The following is a 15047-nucleotide window of genomic DNA, read 5'->3' on the forward strand; positions in this document are numbered from 1 at the left end:
TTTTCGTTTTCCTTTACCAACTTCAATCATCTAAATGATAAGTAATAGTTTCATATTCATGTAACCCATACACTAGTTATAAACGATACTTTTCACTTCTTTTTTCGATTCGTTTAGCTTTGTAGCCCGCTTTGTGGATTAAACGTTTTTCCTGTTGCAAAATAACTCGCAGCGATAAGCCAAAATAGATTTTCATAAAACGAAGAATATCACGCTGAGTAAGCCCAATATTTAATGATGAGTAATATAAACCAATTAAATCTTTATCGCGCCAACGGGTTGGAACCGAATTTCTGAGTTGTGCCCGGTGCAAATCAATCACTGATATTTTTAACTGTTCTTCATTTCCCGTAAATGGCAAATGCAGTAAAAAATGGCAAATATAACAATCACGATGGTTAATACCCGTTGCGTGCATTTTGCGCACCATCTTCGCAACTCGACGAATAATCATTTGTTTGGTACTAAAAGTTGGCGGGTTATCTAGCCAATTTGCACAATAATCTTCCAAACTCACCGTCGGGGTTAAATCTTCAGTAATAATAAAGGAGTGGCGACGAAGAGGGTTAATCCCTTTTTGCCCAAAAGCTCGACCATTCATCGTGTCAACTCCCACTTGAGTCAGTTGATGAATAGCATTCCACTCTCTATCGGCTCCTAATACCGGCAACCGAAAAGAAAATAGATTTTTAAGAACTTCCTTTAGTGTCGTCCCATAATGAATTTTTATAAAATAGCTGCGTCCCTCAAGTTCAAAACGCAGAGTTTTACGCGATTCTAACGCACGAAAAACTTCACCTTGTAGCTTATCCGCCTCGATAAATGGATCTTTATTCTTCCACAATTCACTGAAAGGGGGTTTTAACTCAATCATTCGCTTCCCCTAAAATAATATCTGCGGCTTTTTCTGGTAAACTATACAAATCTTCTGTATCGGCAAAATATCGCGCATTACTTGCCCATTGTGCTAATTGAGCCGGATTTTTTAAACTATCTTTTAGAGCCAAGTTCAGAACCGTTTGTTCAAAGGGCTCATTTACCACAATACCGCATTTGGCTTGGCTAATAAATGAAGCATATCCACACACTTCTGTGACAATAATCGGTAAACCCGCGGTAATTGCCTCTAATAACACAATACCTGCCGCTTCTTGATAAGCCGGATGCATTAATATATCGGCTGCAGCCATTAATTCTGCAATATCATTACGTCCACTAAAGAAAGAGACTTGTGAGCCGATTCCTAGCGTCTTCGCTAACTGTTGGTATTTCACTGGTTTATCTTGACCGACTACCATCAATAGCGTGTTTTTCTTAATATCATCGGGCAATGCCGCAATGGCTTTTATGGTCCGATCGACGCCTTTACGTTTGAAGTCAGAACCCACCTGCAATACTAAAAATGCAGATTCAGGTATTTGATTTTTTTCACGATAAACTTTTTTAGCATTCGCAACCTGCTTATCATACTTTCTATCTTGGGCAATACCAGGAGGCAGCATATGAAAACGCACATCTTCAGTCCCATAATGCTCTTTAAAATGACTAATTTGATGTGGCGTTAACATGAGTAATTGTGTCGGTTTTCCCACTGCAAAAACAGCTTTTTCAAATGCGGCATAGTGTTTGTAACGAGGCGTCAGCTTATAAAAAAAGCCTTTTTCTTCAGCGACTTTTTGTGCATAACAGACATCTGCTGCATAATAAATATCCAGCCCTGGCATTTTATTGAAACCAATTACCCGCTCAGCAGGATGCTGCTTTAAATGTGCCAAAACCCAGTCACAATATTGTGCATTTCGTCCATGATTCGTTTTTGATGTCACCGGCACGATAATAATTTCAAAGCCGCTAGGCTTATCACCATCCCATGATTGGGTATAGACACGTACGTGATGCCCACGTGATTGGCATTCCGTTGCAATACGTAGAAAATCCCGCTGTAACCCACCAAACGGAAAGTATTTATATAAGCAAAATGCCAGATTCATGTTAATACCTTGTCATCATAGAGCGAATATTCATCGGCAATATTTTCTCTGTGGCTTTAATTACATCGGATGCAGGGACAATAGATAAATACTTTTTACTGCGGTCAAGTTCATCTCGCGGAGGCATAGGTTCATAGTCTCCAGCCCAGAATTGCATACTATTCTCACTCCAAGGCCGCCAAAAAACATGATTTGTCGCACCGAAAAGGCACACAATTGGTGTTTTGACTGCTGCAGCAATGTGCATCGGAGCTGAATCAACACCGATGAATAAAGCGGCATGGGCAATCAGTGCGCCTAATTCTGGAAATGAAGTCTTTCCTGCAAGTTCAGTAACAGGCGTTGTTTGGCAACCATTTGCAATATCGCTGATACACTCCAAATCTTCTTTACTCGGCCCCGAAGTTAAAACTACTTGATAACCACGAGACTGCAATGCATCAATGACCGCTGAAAACTTTTCATTATCCCAACACTTAAAAGCTTGGCGTGCTGTTGGTTGAATGACGACATAGCTGCTATGGACACCTAAGCTTAGTAATCTTTCATCAATATTTTTCCAATCCTGCTCTGAATAAGACATCGTTAGATGCGTTTTTAATTCTTTTATTTCTAACGGCTTGAGCACTGATAGGTTATTCAGAACAACGTGTTCGCCTTCAGGTTCTGTCAAATGCGTAAAACTATTACGCCAGTATTTAGAATCTCGATGGGTAAATTGATGGGAAATTTTTGTGTCAGCAGGAATAGCCCGAACTAATACACTCACCATCCACTGATCTGCGAGGTTAACAACTAAATCGTATTTATTTTTACGCAGCTTTAGCAGTAGCTTAATAAAATTACATGCTTTACTTAGGCCACTACTTTTTTTCCCCGCCATGCCGTATAAAGCGTTAATTTCAGTATTTTCAGAGAGAATCGGGATAGTATCCTGATAAAGCAAAACGTCAATTTTAGCATCAGGATATCGGTGTTTTAATGAGCTGATAACGGGTGTTGTCAGCAACATGTCCCCATGAAACCTCATCTTGATCACAAGAATTTTTTTAAACTGTTTTTTCACCAGGCACTCTTAATCAAGTCTATATGTAAAAGACAATAGTCATTCGACAACAAATATCATTATTAATTCAATGAATACTCACTATGTTACTACTTTCATAATCATGGTCATAGCTTCGAATGCGCATATCCGCGACAGCCCAAATTTTAGGTAAAAAAAAACTCAGCCGAAGCTGAGTTTTTAACGCAGAAAGCAAAATTATTTGATTTTTGCTTCTTTGTAGATCACATGCTTACGAACAACTGGATCGAATTTTTTCAGTTCCAGTTTTTCTGGCATTGTGCGCTTGTTCTTCGTAGTGGTATAGAAATGACCTGTACCTTCAGAAGAGACTAGCTTGATTTTCTCGCGAATACCTTTAGCCATTTTTTAGCTCCTTAGTACTTCTCACCACGGGTACGCAGTTCAGCAAGAACAGCATCAATACCCTTTTTATCGATAACACGCATACCTTTAGCAGATACACGCAGTGTTACGAAACGTTTCTCAGACTCAACCCAGAAACGGTGAGAGTGCAGGTTTGGCAAAAAACGACGTTTGGTCGCGTTTAATGCGTGTGAACGGTTGTTACCGCTCATTGGACGCTTGCCAGTAACTTGGCAGACTCGTGACATGTCTATTCTCCAAAAATCTAATCAGCTCGAGCTTTTTTGTTCTGGGTATGGCCGCCTCGTCAGGCTTAGGAGCCCATCTCAGCAAACTTTCATTGACTGAAAAAACCGTTGATACCTAAATAAAGATTTACTTTACTAAAACGTAAAAATTTACTGAGATAGGCCCTTCTCGCCAAACCCAAGATCCTTAAAGGTGGCGTAGTATACGCTTTCCATCGTTTTCACTCAAGCCCAACGCAAAGAAAGTTGTCATTTTTTAGGCAAAAAAATAATTTTATAGCCATCCTCGCTCCACAAATGACACACATTGCTTATGGCCAACGACAAAATGGTCAAGCAGTTTAATCCCCATAATAGTACAAGCACGTTGGATACGCTCTGTCACTTGCCTGTCTGCTACGCTTGGTTCCGGGTTACCTGATGGATGGTTATGGGCGAGTATAATCCCGTTTGCGTTCATTTTTATGGCAAAGCGAATGATTTCTCTGGGGTGAACTTCAACTTTGTTTAAAGTACCTTTAAACAACTCTTCATGACAAATAATTTGATTTTTATTATTTAAAAATATCACGACAAAAACTTCACGCTCTTGCCCTGCAAATAAATCCAACAACTTTGCTTTCAACTGCTCAGGCCCAGTCATCACATCTTCATGTAAAAATTGTTCAGAGAAAAAACGGCGAGCTAATTCACTCACCGCCTGTAATTGGGTAAATTTACAACTCCCCATTCCTTTACATTGCTTGAGTTTTTCGTAGTCTGCTTGTAGAAGCAAATATACTGAACCAAACTCCTGTATTAAACGCTTCGCAAGCTGTAAAACGGGTTCGCCTTGACTCCCTGTACGCAGAAAAATAGCGAGCAGCTCAGCATCAGATAACGCAGCAGCCCCGTATGCGAGTAGCTTTTCTCTTGGTGGTAGGTCTAGATGTTCACTCATCATATTCTTTGTCCCTAAATCTCTTGCTTCCTTTTTATCTAGGCTAAAAAACATTCACAACCGCTCTCATAAGGGTTTGCGTAGCGCTTCGCAAAAATAGTACTGTGATGAAAAATCGAGCGCGCCACCTCTCGCTTCTCTGTGGTAATATGCCTCCCATGTTGACCGAATTGGATAAAAATAATGAATCAACTGTCACTATTAGGTAAGCAGATAGTTATTGGTATTAGTGGGGGCATTGCTGCATACAAAATCCCTGAACTCACCCGCCGTTTGCGCGATAAAGGTGCGATTGTGCGTATTGTGATGACTCAAGGTGCAAAAGCCTTTATTACGCCTTTAACCTTGCAAGCCGTTTCAGGACATCCTGTTTCTGATGACCTGCTAGACCCAGCCGCTGAGGCGGCTATGGGACATATTGAACTGGCTAAATGGGCTGACCTTATTATTCTAGCGCCTGCTACTGCGGATTTAATTGCTCGCCTCAGTGCAGGAATGGCAAATGACTTACTCACAACAGTTTGCCTTGCTTCCGCAGCACCGATTGCACTTGTGCCAGCAATGAACCAACAAATGTACCGAGCAAAAGCAACTCAAGAAAATTTAATCAAACTGCAACAACGCCAATGTATGATTTGGGGGCCAGATGCAGGCAGCCAAGCCTGTGGTGATATTGGCCCTGGTCGCATGATTGACCCACTAGAAATTGTTCGTCTAGCCAGTGAGTTTTTTACCCCTAAACTCGACTTACAAGGCATCAAATTAATGATCACTGCTGGCCCAACAAGGGAAGCGCTAGACCCAGTTCGCTTTATTAGTAACCATAGTTCGGGGAAAATGGGTTTTGCCATTGCTAAAGCAGCCAGTCAACGTGGTGCCGACGTCACTTTGATTGCGGGCCCTGTAAATATTGAAACACCAGAAGGGGTTAACCGGATTGATGTCATGAGTGGCTTAGAGATGTATGAACAAGTGCATCAAACCATTGCTGAACAAAATATTTTTATTGGTTGCGCTGCAGTTGCAGATTATCGCGCAAAAAACATTGCTGAAAATAAAATAAAAAAACAAGGTGATGAAGTTTCGATTACACTTATCAAAAATCCAGATATCGTGGCTAGTGTCGGAAACCTAAAACACAATAGGCCATATGTTGTTGGGTTTGCAGCTGAAACCCAAAATGTGGAAGAATATGCACGCCAAAAACGACAACAAAAGCAACTCGACCTCATTTGTGCCAATGACGTCTCACTAGCAGATAACGGATTTAATAGCGATAACAACGCGTTACATCTTTTTGATGCTAACGGTGATATCCGTTTGCCTCACTGTAATAAAAACGAATTAAGCCACTATTTACTTGACGAGATACTTCAACGTTATGAAAAAAATTGACCTAAAAATCCTTGATAGCCGTATCGGTAATGAATTTCCTCTACCAGCCTATGCCACCACTGGTTCTGCTGGTTTAGACCTACGTGCATGCCTTGATGCACCAATCGATTTGGCACCAGGTCAAACAGAGCTTATTCCAACAGGTTTAGCCATTCACATTGCAGATGAAAGTCTTGCTGCGGTCATCTTACCTCGTTCCGGTTTAGGTCATAAACATGGCGTTGTACTGGGCAACCTCGTTGGCCTCATTGATTCCGATTATCAAGGCCAGCTCATGGTGTCTGTCTGGAACCGGAGTGACAAAGCTTTTACCATTGAACCTGGCGAACGCATGGCACAAATGGTGTTTGTCCCGGTTGTTCAGGCGGAATTTAATATTGTTGATAATTTTGACGCAACTGAGCGTGGAGCTGGCGGTTTCGGTCATTCTGGCCGTCAATAAATAGAACATCCTGATAACTAATATGCTAGATAGAACCTAAATTAGGTTCTATCTTTATGAATAAAAACAATCAGCCGCATATTTTCTTTCAGGAAGCTTGCTCAACATTACTTATATTTTAAACATTTTTTAAATCCATTTTGCTTCGAAACTCTCTTTACTAAGAGCAAAATTTTGGATAGTTTGTTTTGCTGTTTTAGCAGGGGTCTTATTAGACATGGCAGAAAAAGCGATAACACAAAAACGTAACAGACGTGATGAGATTTTACAGGCTCTTGCGTTAATGTTAGAAAGTAGTGATGGCAGCCAACGTATTACAACAGCAAAACTTGCTGCTACGGTTGGTGTATCAGAAGCTGCGCTATATCGTCATTTTCCGAGTAAAATGAAAATGTTCGATAGCCTTATTGGGTTTATTGAAGACTCATTGGTTTCGCGTATTAATCTGATTTTAACTGATGAAAAAGATACGATAATTAGAATTAAACTAATACTTGCCCTAATACTTGGGTTTTCTGAGAAAAACCCTGGGCTAACGCGTATAATGACAGGCCATGCTCTAATGTTTGAGCAAGATAGGCTGCAAGATCGTATTAACCAATTATTTGAACGTATAGAATCACAATTACGGCAGGTGTTAAAAGAGAAAAAAATACGTGATGGCCATGGGTTTATTCATGATGAGTCATTGCTTGCTTCTCAGTTACTAGCCTTTTGTGAAGGGATGCTCTCTCGTTTTGTGCGTTCTGAGTTTCGTTATCGGCCAACCGTCGAGTTTGAATCGCGCTGGCCTTTAATTCTAGCTCAGTTACAATAACCGATTATTTATACTACTCACCCCGCCCATCATTGGGCGAGGGCTTTTTTTTATTCAATTCCGTATTGTTCGCGATAAGCCTTCATAGCCGCTAAATGTTCCTGCATACCTTCCTTTTCAGCAAGATAGGTGATTAAATCGTTCATGGTAATAATTGAGTAAACTTTACAACCATAATCACGCTCAACCTCTTGTACTGCTGAAATTTCACCTTTCCCTTTTTCTTGGCGATCAAGGCATAGCAGAACACCATTCAACGTGGCTTGTTGTTGTTTAATAATTTCCATTGATTCACGAATTGCCGTCCCTGCGGTAATCACATCATCAACTACTACAACACGCCCTTGTAAAGGACTTCCTACCAACACGCCGCCTTCCCCATGGTCTTTAGCTTCTTTGCGGTTGAAGCAGTATGGCATATCGATGTCATGGTGCTCAGAAAGTGCTACCGCTGTCGTCGTTGCGATGGGGATCCCTTTATACGCTGGACCAAAAATGACATCACACTCAATTGCGCTATCTTGTAATGCTTGTGCATAAAAACGACCGACAAGTGCCAGATCACGCCCTGTATTAAATAACCCCGCATTAAAAAAATAAGGGCTTTTACGACCTGATTTCAGCGTAAACTCACCAAATTTAAGTACCTGTTTTTTCATGGCAAGTTCAATAAAATCGCGCTGATAGGCTTTCATTGGTCATTCTCCTCGTTGATGATTATTTATCTATTCTCAAAGCTGGCACACTCGTTGATGAACCAGCAGGCATAAAAAAGGCGACTTTTCAGCCGCCTAATTAATGATTAACTTACTTCAGCGCTTCTCGCTGAGCTTCAAAAATGGTATTTAAACCTGTTTTAGCTAACGCCAATAGGGCTAATAACTCTTCATGACTAAACGGTTCGCCTTCTGCAGTGCCCTGCACTTCAATCATTCGGCCATCATCCATCATGACAACATTCATATCGGTTTCCGCTACAGAATCTTCAATATACTCAAGGTCACATAGAGCCTCTTGGTTTACAATTCCAACCGAAACGGCAGCAACCATTGATTTTAGTGGGCTTTTTGCAATTTTACCTTGTTCAACCATGTTATTCAGCGCATCAACAAGTGCCACACAAGCACCAGAAATCGCGGCTGTACGTGTACCGCCATCCGCTTGAATAACATCACAGTCTAAAGTAATGGTGTATTCACCTAATTTTTTAAGGTCAACCGCTGCACGCAAAGAACGAGCAATTAACCGTTGGATTTCCATCGTACGGCCTGTTTGTTTTCCTCGTGCAGCTTCACGCTGATTACGTGAGTTTGTTGCGCGCGGTAACATGCCATACTCCGCTGTAACCCAACCTTGCCCCTGCCCTTTTAAAAAGCGAGGAACCCCTTCTTCAACAGTTGCATTACATAACACCTTCGTGTCGCCAAACTCAATAAGAACAGAGCCTTCTGCATGCTTAGTATAGTTGCGCGTGATGGTAATCGGGCGCATTTGGTCTGCTTGTCTATCTGCTGGGCGCATGGTGTTATCTCCATTATCAACTCAAATTGGGACGCATTATACGTTGTTCAAGCGATAATGCCTATCCTGTCATCCTGCATAGCGTTATAATCCCCTAAATCTTTACGATAATGGGAACGAATTATGATCCGTAGTATGACCGCTTTTGCCCGTCGGGATATCAAGGGTGAATGGGGGAATGCGGCCTGGGAGCTGCGTTCCGTGAACCAACGTTATTTAGAAACGTATATTCGCTTACCTGAGCAATTCAGAAGCCTTGAGCCCGTCATTCGCGAACGTCTGCGTTCTCGCCTAACACGTGGAAAGGTAGAATGTAGTCTACGCTTTGAGTTAGACGGTGCAAATCGTGGTGAATTAATCCTAAATGAACAATTAGCACGCCAATTAATCAGCGCTGCGAATTGGGTTAAAAATTACAGCCATGAAGGTGAAATAAACCCATTAGAAATTTTGCGTTGGCCGGGTGTGATGTCAGCAGGCGAACAAGATTTAGATATCATCAGCGAGCAATTACTGGCGGGCTTAGATGAAGCTATTGATGCTTTCATTCAAAGCCGTGAAGCTGAAGGTGCTTCATTGCATGCGCTCATCGAACAACGCCTTGATGGCGTCTTAGTTGAAGTCGCAAAAGTGCGTCAACATATGCCAGAAATTTTACAGTGGCAACGTGAACGCTTACAAAATAAGTTAGAAGAAGCTGATATTCAAGTGGATAACAACCGTCTGGAACAAGAACTTATTCTATTGGCTCAACGTGTTGATGTTGCAGAAGAACTGGATAGACTAGAAGCTCATGTTAAAGAAACGCGTAATATCTTGAAGAAAAAAGAGGCAACTGGTCGCCGCCTTGACTTTATGATGCAAGAATTCAACCGCGAAGCTAATACGTTAGCGTCAAAATCAATTAATAGCGAAGTTACAACCTCTGCAGTTGAACTCAAAGTATTAATCGAGCAAATGAGAGAACAAATTCAAAACATCGAATAACCTTTCTCAGAATTTCAGGGCATATCACCAAGCCAGAAAATCACTGTGTTTTCTGGCTTTTTTACTTTCAGAGCATTGCAGAACACTTCACAATAGCGCATGATTGACGTGTACCCCTATAGTGTACCTCTTATGATTATTATATTACTCTAGGGGTACATTGCTAATTCAAAATTGGAAATTAACAATGCCAAAACTCACTGATAAAGAAATACGAGCATGGATAAAATCAGGTGAACGCTTTGAAGGTAAAGCTGATGGTAATGGTTTATATCTATGCTATAGAAAAACCTATAAACACCCTGTCTGGCGCTTTAGATATAAATTCGCTGGATTAGCACGAGTTATGATATTAGGTTCATACATTGACCTATCTTTATCAAAAGCCAGAGAACTAACAAAAGAACTATCTGCCCGAGTATCTTTGGGCTACGACGTAGCTAGTGAGAAGCAAGAACGCAAAGCTAAAGCACTTGCAAAAATTGAAGCTGACAAAAATGCAATCAAAGTTTCAGACCTTGCCGCAGAGTACTTTGAACGCCAAATACTCCCCAGATGGAAACACCCAGATATTTTACGTAGACGCATAGACAAAGATATTAATCCTCGTATTGGTCACATGAAAATCGAAGATGTTAAACCTCGCCATATTGATGAAATGCTCAAAAGTATTGTGGATAGAGGAGCACCAACTATGGCAACCGATGTTCTACGCTGGCTTAGACGTATGTTCGACTATGCTATAAAACGCCAGATAATTGAAATAAACCCATGCTCAGCATTTGAAGTGGCAGACGCAGGTGGTAAAGAAATATCCCGCGACAGGTGGCTAACAAATGATGAATTGATTAGTTTCTTTAAAGCACTTAGAGCCGCAGGTATTAGCCGTCAAAATGAAATCAGTTTTAAGATATTGCTAGCATTAGGATTACGAAAAATGGAGTTGTGCGCAGCCCGCTGGGAAGAATTCGACTTCAGCAATACTGTTTGGCATTTTCCAGCAGAACGTAGTAAAAACGGAGATGCTATTGATATTCCGTTATGCCCTACTGTAATTAAATGGTTCATGGAATTAAAGTCTATGGCATGTGGTAGTCAATATGTTTTACCTGCTAGAAAAATGCAAAACCGAATGATTCCTCACATTCAAGAATCTACCTTACCTGTAGCCTTGTCTAAAGTTAGATATGTACTACCTAAAGATATCCCTAATTTTACTATTCATGATTTTAGGCGAACAATGAGAACACACTTAGCCAAATTAGGTATTGATCCTTTTGTTGCCGAACGTTGTTTAAACCATCGTATAAAAGGTGTTGAAGGCATCTACAATCGACATGATTACTTTGACGAACGAAAAAAAGCATTGGAAGAATGGTGTAATTTATTAGTTAAACTGGATAAATAATCACAATCAGACAAAAGAATATATAACATGAAAAAGAAAAACATTAGTAGTGCAAAAAAAGACAACGTATGGTCAATTAATGGAATTCCTGAAATGGAGTATTGTTCATTATCAAGAGCATCAGAGCTATTAAAATGCAATGTAAGTGATTTACTACATTTTGCTGAGGTAAGAAAAATACAATTATGCATTTTCCCATATGGTTATAAGGTAACTATGATGCTTCCCATGGCTTTTATGGAAATAAATGAATGGGAGTTATTTTGTAAAGACATAGCTAGAAAATCTCTTTTAGGCAATCCTACAGTAAGAGATGGAAGCTATAGTGAATTAGAACCCATGAGAAACGCAGATGAAAAATATGATATAGAAGATGAAAAAAACTCTTATAAAAGAGGTGCTTATTTAATGGGGGTATGGGGTATAAATGGAGTTTATAGAAATATTTTTCACGAATTACAATTATATGGAAAAATACAATTAAAATTATCTGAGGTCGTATTTTCCGAAATTGACTACATAGGCGAACCGGGAGAATTTAATTATTTCGCAGCAAGCTCATATGAAGAAAAATTCCCAATTGATAGTAAAAATGAAAATGAAGAATTAGCATTAACTACAGATGATTTATTTATAACAAAAAAACAAATAAATAAAATTCACGAGGGAATTGGTCATGAATTAGCAACAGGAAACACTTTCAATGATTATAAAAAAATAAAACCAATTGAAAATGAGCATCACACAATAATAAAAGCAAAAGAAAATAGAATAAAAATACATAAAGCTATTACTAAACTATTTGCTCTATATCCACACAACCCTAATGATGACTCAACAAATTATAGAACTAGCGACGGGAAGTTAATAATATCCAGAATTTCTAAATGTTTAGACTATCACGCTGCAAGGCTTTTTGATGACAATGAATTACCAATAAAAGACGACTCAAGACTAAGGCTCATTATTAGCGAATATTTAGATGAATTAGGCTGTAAAAGTGAATAAATTTTTGGTGTGTGACGTTATCAGTCATATGCATGACGTTTCACACCTATTTTTTTGTTTAATCAATAAGGCTTTAATGTGTACGTCATTCACAGAGAGGCAGACACATGGAGAAGCAATCAAACAAACGCGCACCTCGTGCTAAAATAAACACGCCCTACCCAATAAATGGCAATGCCAGAATGCGTCATACCGCTGATTTTTTGGGAATATCAGACTCAACATTACATCGATGGGTTAAAGAAAAGAGAATTCCATTACCATTCGAATTAGATGCTGGTTTTTTTGTATTTGATGCGGCAGAAATACGTGAATGGGTGGAGAATAAAAAATCACTACGACAATCGATTTAATATTACTCTTAGATATAAGCAATTAAATTCACGTGTACATTTTCACATTAAATTATCACATCAGTAATTAAGGTATAAAAATGGAAAAACCATCTTATTATAAAGACAATGAACTTTCTTATCTATTTAATTATCAATTTATTTCTATCAATGAGAGCAGTAAAGAAACAGGGTTTATTATACGCGCAATTGAACTATATCGATTATCTCAAATGAAAGGTAAGATACAAAAATTTTGTGCGTTAACTAACTTTGATTTTGATAATTTAATACCTAATTTAGAAGAAATAAAACTATTGATAAAGCAAGGTGAAGGCATTGTTTCTAATTATTCAAAACTATCTGAAAAGGAAACAGCAGAATTGAATAGTTTAACAGAATACATGTCAAACCTAGAAAATGGAAAGCTCAAGAAGCCTGCCCACCAACCAAGCGCAAAAACTTGGGCTGAGGATGCTTATCGGGCGGTAGAGCGGCAACAAAGCCATGTTAAGAATGAAAATGATAAACTCAATAAAATTAATGGGCTTTACGGTTTATTAAAACCTGTTATTGAGTGGATGATATCAGAAAAAGTTAAAGGAATTAAATCTGATTTATTAAATGCATTACCAAACCAACAGTGCCATTTAAACTCATTATTGTCTGATATGAATTGGTCACATGAAAGACCGTGCAAGCTGATTGTGGATGCAATGTGTGAATTTGAACGTTGCATAGATTCAGTTATCCGTAATTGTGCGCCACCGACAGATAAAAGAGATTTATTATTTACTCCATCGTATCAATGGGAATATTACAAACATTATTACGGTAATGAAAAACCGTATTTAAAAGAAATATTAACCGCCAAAGAATATGTTGATTCTATGGTTAATAATCAAAATAGAATTCAAGATAAATTAGAATATTTCTAAATTAAAAATATAAGGAACACATTATGTACGTGACCACTATTCCAGATGTGGCAATGACTTTTCACGCCAATTTTACCCGTGGGGCTAATTATTTATCTGAAAATAGCCAGATGTTTTCCATTTCTGAGCCTTCTGAAAATTTATTACGTGTCGCTATTTCAGATGCCAGTTGGTTTATGAATCAATTAACGCTGGCAGATGTTAGCGAAGAACGCGGAAATACCATTAACCTTGGTGATAATACGCTTCACACAGGGCGTACTATCGCGACACGATTCCATAAGAATATTAATTTTGAAGGTATGCCTTATGTTTTAGAGGAAACAGATACCTGTGCCGCGATTTCGTTTGAGCAGATGTCCATGATTGCCAATAGCGGCAGCGGGGATGATGAACATTTTACTAAAGTGATGTCAGAATTATTTTCTAAAGCCGTTTCGTTGGACATGATACGCGTCGGTTTTAATGGTGAGTTTTGCGGTTATCCCACGAAGCCCGAGGTTTATAAACGCGGTCAGGATGTGAATAAAGGCTGGCACGCAATCGCAGCCGAATTTAACGAAGGTTCGCAAATAGTGACCGATAAAATTTTATTAGGAAAAGACGGTGCTTTCCCGAATTTAGATGCAATGGCTAACTATCTCATTATGAAAAAAATCCCCGAAGAATACCGTGAAGACCCGCGTTTAGTGGTGTTGGTGGGGGCTGAGTTAGCAGGGTTATACCGTGAGAAATTGTTCGCGGCATCCGATAAACCCGCAGATATTCAAGCAAGCCAGATGGCATTAAGTACTGTTGCAGGGCGTTTTGCCATTATTCCACCGTTTATGCCTGGTCGTCGTTTGGTGGTTACCACACTTGATAATTTACATATCTACACTCAAAAGCATACACGTCGTTTTCGTGCTGAATTTGTGGATGATAGAAAAGTGTATGAGCATAGCTATCTACGTAATGAGGGCTATGGCTTAGGAGATGGGAATCTTTACGCTGCCATTGATGAAAACGCCATCCAGATTGAAGAAGGGGTATTTTCATTATGAGTGCAAGAATTGAACCTCAATTAACGACTGTATGGATTTGTGTTGCTACATCGGGGCAAACATTCGATAGACGCGAAATTAAATCTGAATGGTTGTTGAGTATCGCTGAAAATTATGACCCTGCCTATTACACCGCGCTCATTTGGGAAGAGCATAATCGGAAACTGGATAATTTGGGCGAAGTGTTAGCCGTTAAAGCGGAAGACAGTAACGGAGAAACCAAACTCTATGCACGCTTAAGACCCAATTTGAAGTTGATGGAATACAACAAGCAAGGGCAAAAATTGTTTTGTTCAATTGAAGTGGAAGAAGATTTTCGCGGGCAAAAAGGCATTTTTTATCTTGGTGGGCTGGCTGTCACGGATAGCCCATCCAGCGTGGGAACAAACCGTTTAGAATTCAGCATTAACCGCTCTCATTTTTCACGTAAAAAGAGCCGTCTTTCGCTCAGTTCGCCCACCGTCTTTAATTTATCGGATGGATTAAAAGGCACTAAAAACCGATGGTTTTCTGCCATTTCAGCAGGTTAAGGCATTAGCCCAGAT

The 15047-nt window shown here is 39.5% G+C and carries 18 protein-coding genes; 10 read left to right on the forward strand and 8 right to left on the reverse strand.

What is annotated here, in order from left to right; all coding sequences use genetic code 11:
- Positions 1-76: 76 nt before the first annotated feature.
- The 6 genes from rfaP to radC all read right to left on the reverse strand — a co-directional run bounded on the left by rfaP (position 77) and on the right by radC (position 4614).
- Positions 77-874 (reverse strand): lipopolysaccharide core heptose(I) kinase RfaP, encoded by a 798-nt coding sequence (gene rfaP, locus PSE60_RS18180; protein ID WP_272666362.1) that lies wholly within the window; start codon positions 872-874, stop codon positions 77-79.
- The gene (locus PSE60_RS18185) at positions 867-1991 is read right to left on the reverse strand and encodes a glycosyltransferase family 4 protein (RefSeq protein WP_272666363.1); all 1125 of its coding nucleotides are present in this window, start codon (positions 1989-1991) and stop codon (positions 867-869) included. The genes rfaP and PSE60_RS18185 overlap by 8 nt, the downstream gene beginning before the upstream one ends.
- 1 nt (position 1992) lies before the next feature.
- The gene (gene rfaQ / locus PSE60_RS18190; RefSeq protein ID WP_272666364.1) at positions 1993-3057 is read right to left on the reverse strand and encodes a lipopolysaccharide core heptosyltransferase RfaQ; all 1065 of its coding nucleotides are present in this window, start codon (positions 3055-3057) and stop codon (positions 1993-1995) included.
- Positions 3058-3255: 198 nt separating this feature from the next.
- Positions 3256-3423 (reverse strand): 50S ribosomal protein L33, encoded by a 168-nt coding sequence (gene rpmG / locus PSE60_RS18195; protein ID WP_004265124.1) that lies wholly within the window; start codon positions 3421-3423, stop codon positions 3256-3258.
- 11 nt (positions 3424-3434) lie between these two features.
- On the reverse strand, positions 3435-3671 hold the full coding sequence (gene rpmB, locus PSE60_RS18200; RefSeq protein WP_004265123.1) for a 50S ribosomal protein L28: 237 nt from the start codon (positions 3669-3671) through the stop codon (positions 3435-3437).
- 274 nt (positions 3672-3945) lie between these two features.
- The gene (gene radC / locus PSE60_RS18205) at positions 3946-4614 is read right to left on the reverse strand and encodes a RadC family protein (RefSeq protein ID WP_004906900.1); all 669 of its coding nucleotides are present in this window, start codon (positions 4612-4614) and stop codon (positions 3946-3948) included.
- A gap of 180 nt (positions 4615-4794) precedes the next feature.
- On the opposite strand from radC, the gene coaBC reads away from it, so the two are divergent.
- The 3 genes from coaBC (at position 4795) to slmA (ending at position 7265) form a co-directional block, all read left to right on the forward strand.
- Entirely contained in the window at positions 4795-6006 is a 1212-nt protein-coding gene (coaBC, locus tag PSE60_RS18210; RefSeq protein WP_272666365.1) for a bifunctional phosphopantothenoylcysteine decarboxylase/phosphopantothenate--cysteine ligase CoaBC, read from the forward strand.
- Positions 5993-6448 carry a dUTP diphosphatase gene (gene dut, locus PSE60_RS18215; RefSeq protein WP_272666366.1) on the forward strand — a complete coding sequence of 152 codons (456 nt, stop codon included), beginning with the start codon at positions 5993-5995 and terminating at the stop codon, positions 6446-6448. Before coaBC ends, dut begins: the two co-directional genes overlap by 14 nt.
- Before the next feature lie 217 nt (positions 6449-6665).
- The gene (gene slmA, locus PSE60_RS18220) at positions 6666-7265 is read left to right on the forward strand and encodes a nucleoid occlusion factor SlmA (protein ID WP_004906897.1); all 600 of its coding nucleotides are present in this window, start codon (positions 6666-6668) and stop codon (positions 7263-7265) included.
- 50 nt (positions 7266-7315) lie between these two features.
- On the opposite strand, the gene pyrE is transcribed toward slmA, so the two are convergent.
- Entirely contained in the window at positions 7316-7960 is a 645-nt protein-coding gene (gene pyrE, locus PSE60_RS18225) for an orotate phosphoribosyltransferase (protein WP_102140560.1), read from the reverse strand.
- 112 nt (positions 7961-8072) lie between these two features.
- Complete coding sequence (gene rph / locus PSE60_RS18230) at positions 8073-8786, reverse strand: ribonuclease PH (RefSeq protein WP_272666367.1); 714 nt, start codon at positions 8784-8786, stop codon at positions 8073-8075.
- Positions 8787-8909: 123 nt separating this feature from the next.
- Between rph and PSE60_RS18235 the strand changes: the two genes are divergently transcribed.
- The 7 genes from PSE60_RS18235 (at position 8910) to PSE60_RS18265 (ending at position 15032) form a co-directional block, all read left to right on the forward strand.
- The gene (locus PSE60_RS18235) at positions 8910-9773 is read left to right on the forward strand and encodes a YicC/YloC family endoribonuclease (RefSeq protein ID WP_272666368.1); all 864 of its coding nucleotides are present in this window, start codon (positions 8910-8912) and stop codon (positions 9771-9773) included.
- Between the two features lie 187 nt (positions 9774-9960).
- A complete protein-coding gene (locus PSE60_RS18240) occupies positions 9961-11181 on the forward strand; it encodes a tyrosine-type recombinase/integrase (protein ID WP_272666369.1) in 1221 nt (406 codons plus the stop codon).
- Between the two features lie 27 nt (positions 11182-11208).
- The gene (locus PSE60_RS18245; protein WP_272666370.1) at positions 11209-12189 is read left to right on the forward strand and encodes a hypothetical protein; all 981 of its coding nucleotides are present in this window, start codon (positions 11209-11211) and stop codon (positions 12187-12189) included.
- Positions 12190-12296: 107 nt separating this feature from the next.
- Positions 12297-12542 (forward strand): helix-turn-helix transcriptional regulator, encoded by a 246-nt coding sequence (locus tag PSE60_RS18250; protein WP_272666371.1) that lies wholly within the window; start codon positions 12297-12299, stop codon positions 12540-12542.
- Between the two features lie 80 nt (positions 12543-12622).
- On the forward strand, positions 12623-13459 hold the full coding sequence (locus PSE60_RS18255) for a hypothetical protein (protein ID WP_272666372.1): 837 nt from the start codon (positions 12623-12625) through the stop codon (positions 13457-13459).
- 23 nt (positions 13460-13482) lie between these two features.
- On the forward strand, positions 13483-14502 hold the full coding sequence (locus tag PSE60_RS18260; RefSeq protein ID WP_164528649.1) for a P2 family phage major capsid protein: 1020 nt from the start codon (positions 13483-13485) through the stop codon (positions 14500-14502).
- Positions 14499-15032: a GPO family capsid scaffolding protein gene (locus PSE60_RS18265; RefSeq protein ID WP_272666373.1), complete on the forward strand. Its 534-nt coding sequence runs from the start codon at positions 14499-14501 to the stop codon at positions 15030-15032. The genes PSE60_RS18260 and PSE60_RS18265 overlap by 4 nt, the downstream gene beginning before the upstream one ends.
- Positions 15033-15047 lie beyond the last annotated feature (15 nt).

The sequence above is a fragment of the Providencia sp. PROV174 genome (assembly GCF_028480685.1).
Taxonomy (GTDB): domain Bacteria; phylum Pseudomonadota; class Gammaproteobacteria; order Enterobacterales; family Enterobacteriaceae; genus Providencia; species Providencia rettgeri.

Excerpts from the sequence above, each read along its gene's own strand:
- rph (WP_272666367.1), bottom strand. The coding sequence starts at position 8,786 with ATGCGCCCAGCAGATAGACAAGCAGACCAAATGCGCCCGATTACCATC.
- rpmG (WP_004265124.1), bottom strand. The coding sequence starts at position 3,423 with ATGGCTAAAGGTATTCGCGAGAAAATCAAGCTAGTCTCTTCTGAAGGT.
- PSE60_RS18255 (WP_272666372.1), top strand. The coding sequence starts at position 12,623 with ATGGAAAAACCATCTTATTATAAAGACAATGAACTTTCTTATCTATTT.
- PSE60_RS18185 (WP_272666363.1), bottom strand. The coding sequence starts at position 1,991 with ATGAATCTGGCATTTTGCTTATATAAATACTTTCCGTTTGGTGGGTTA.
- coaBC (WP_272666365.1), top strand. The coding sequence starts at position 4,795 with ATGAATCAACTGTCACTATTAGGTAAGCAGATAGTTATTGGTATTAGT.
- radC (WP_004906900.1), bottom strand. The coding sequence starts at position 4,614 with ATGATGAGTGAACATCTAGACCTACCACCAAGAGAAAAGCTACTCGCA.
- rpmB (WP_004265123.1), bottom strand. The coding sequence starts at position 3,671 with ATGTCACGAGTCTGCCAAGTTACTGGCAAGCGTCCAATGAGCGGTAAC.
- slmA (WP_004906897.1), top strand. The coding sequence starts at position 6,666 with ATGGCAGAAAAAGCGATAACACAAAAACGTAACAGACGTGATGAGATT.
- rfaP (WP_272666362.1), bottom strand. The coding sequence starts at position 874 with ATGATTGAGTTAAAACCCCCTTTCAGTGAATTGTGGAAGAATAAAGAT.
- dut (WP_272666366.1), top strand. The coding sequence starts at position 5,993 with ATGAAAAAAATTGACCTAAAAATCCTTGATAGCCGTATCGGTAATGAA.
- PSE60_RS18240 (WP_272666369.1), top strand. The coding sequence starts at position 9,961 with ATGCCAAAACTCACTGATAAAGAAATACGAGCATGGATAAAATCAGGT.
- PSE60_RS18235 (WP_272666368.1), top strand. The coding sequence starts at position 8,910 with ATGATCCGTAGTATGACCGCTTTTGCCCGTCGGGATATCAAGGGTGAA.
- PSE60_RS18265 (WP_272666373.1), top strand. The coding sequence starts at position 14,499 with ATGAGTGCAAGAATTGAACCTCAATTAACGACTGTATGGATTTGTGTT.
- PSE60_RS18260 (WP_164528649.1), top strand. The coding sequence starts at position 13,483 with ATGTACGTGACCACTATTCCAGATGTGGCAATGACTTTTCACGCCAAT.
- PSE60_RS18250 (WP_272666371.1), top strand. The coding sequence starts at position 12,297 with ATGGAGAAGCAATCAAACAAACGCGCACCTCGTGCTAAAATAAACACG.
- pyrE (WP_102140560.1), bottom strand. The coding sequence starts at position 7,960 with ATGAAAGCCTATCAGCGCGATTTTATTGAACTTGCCATGAAAAAACAG.
- PSE60_RS18245 (WP_272666370.1), top strand. The coding sequence starts at position 11,209 with ATGAAAAAGAAAAACATTAGTAGTGCAAAAAAAGACAACGTATGGTCA.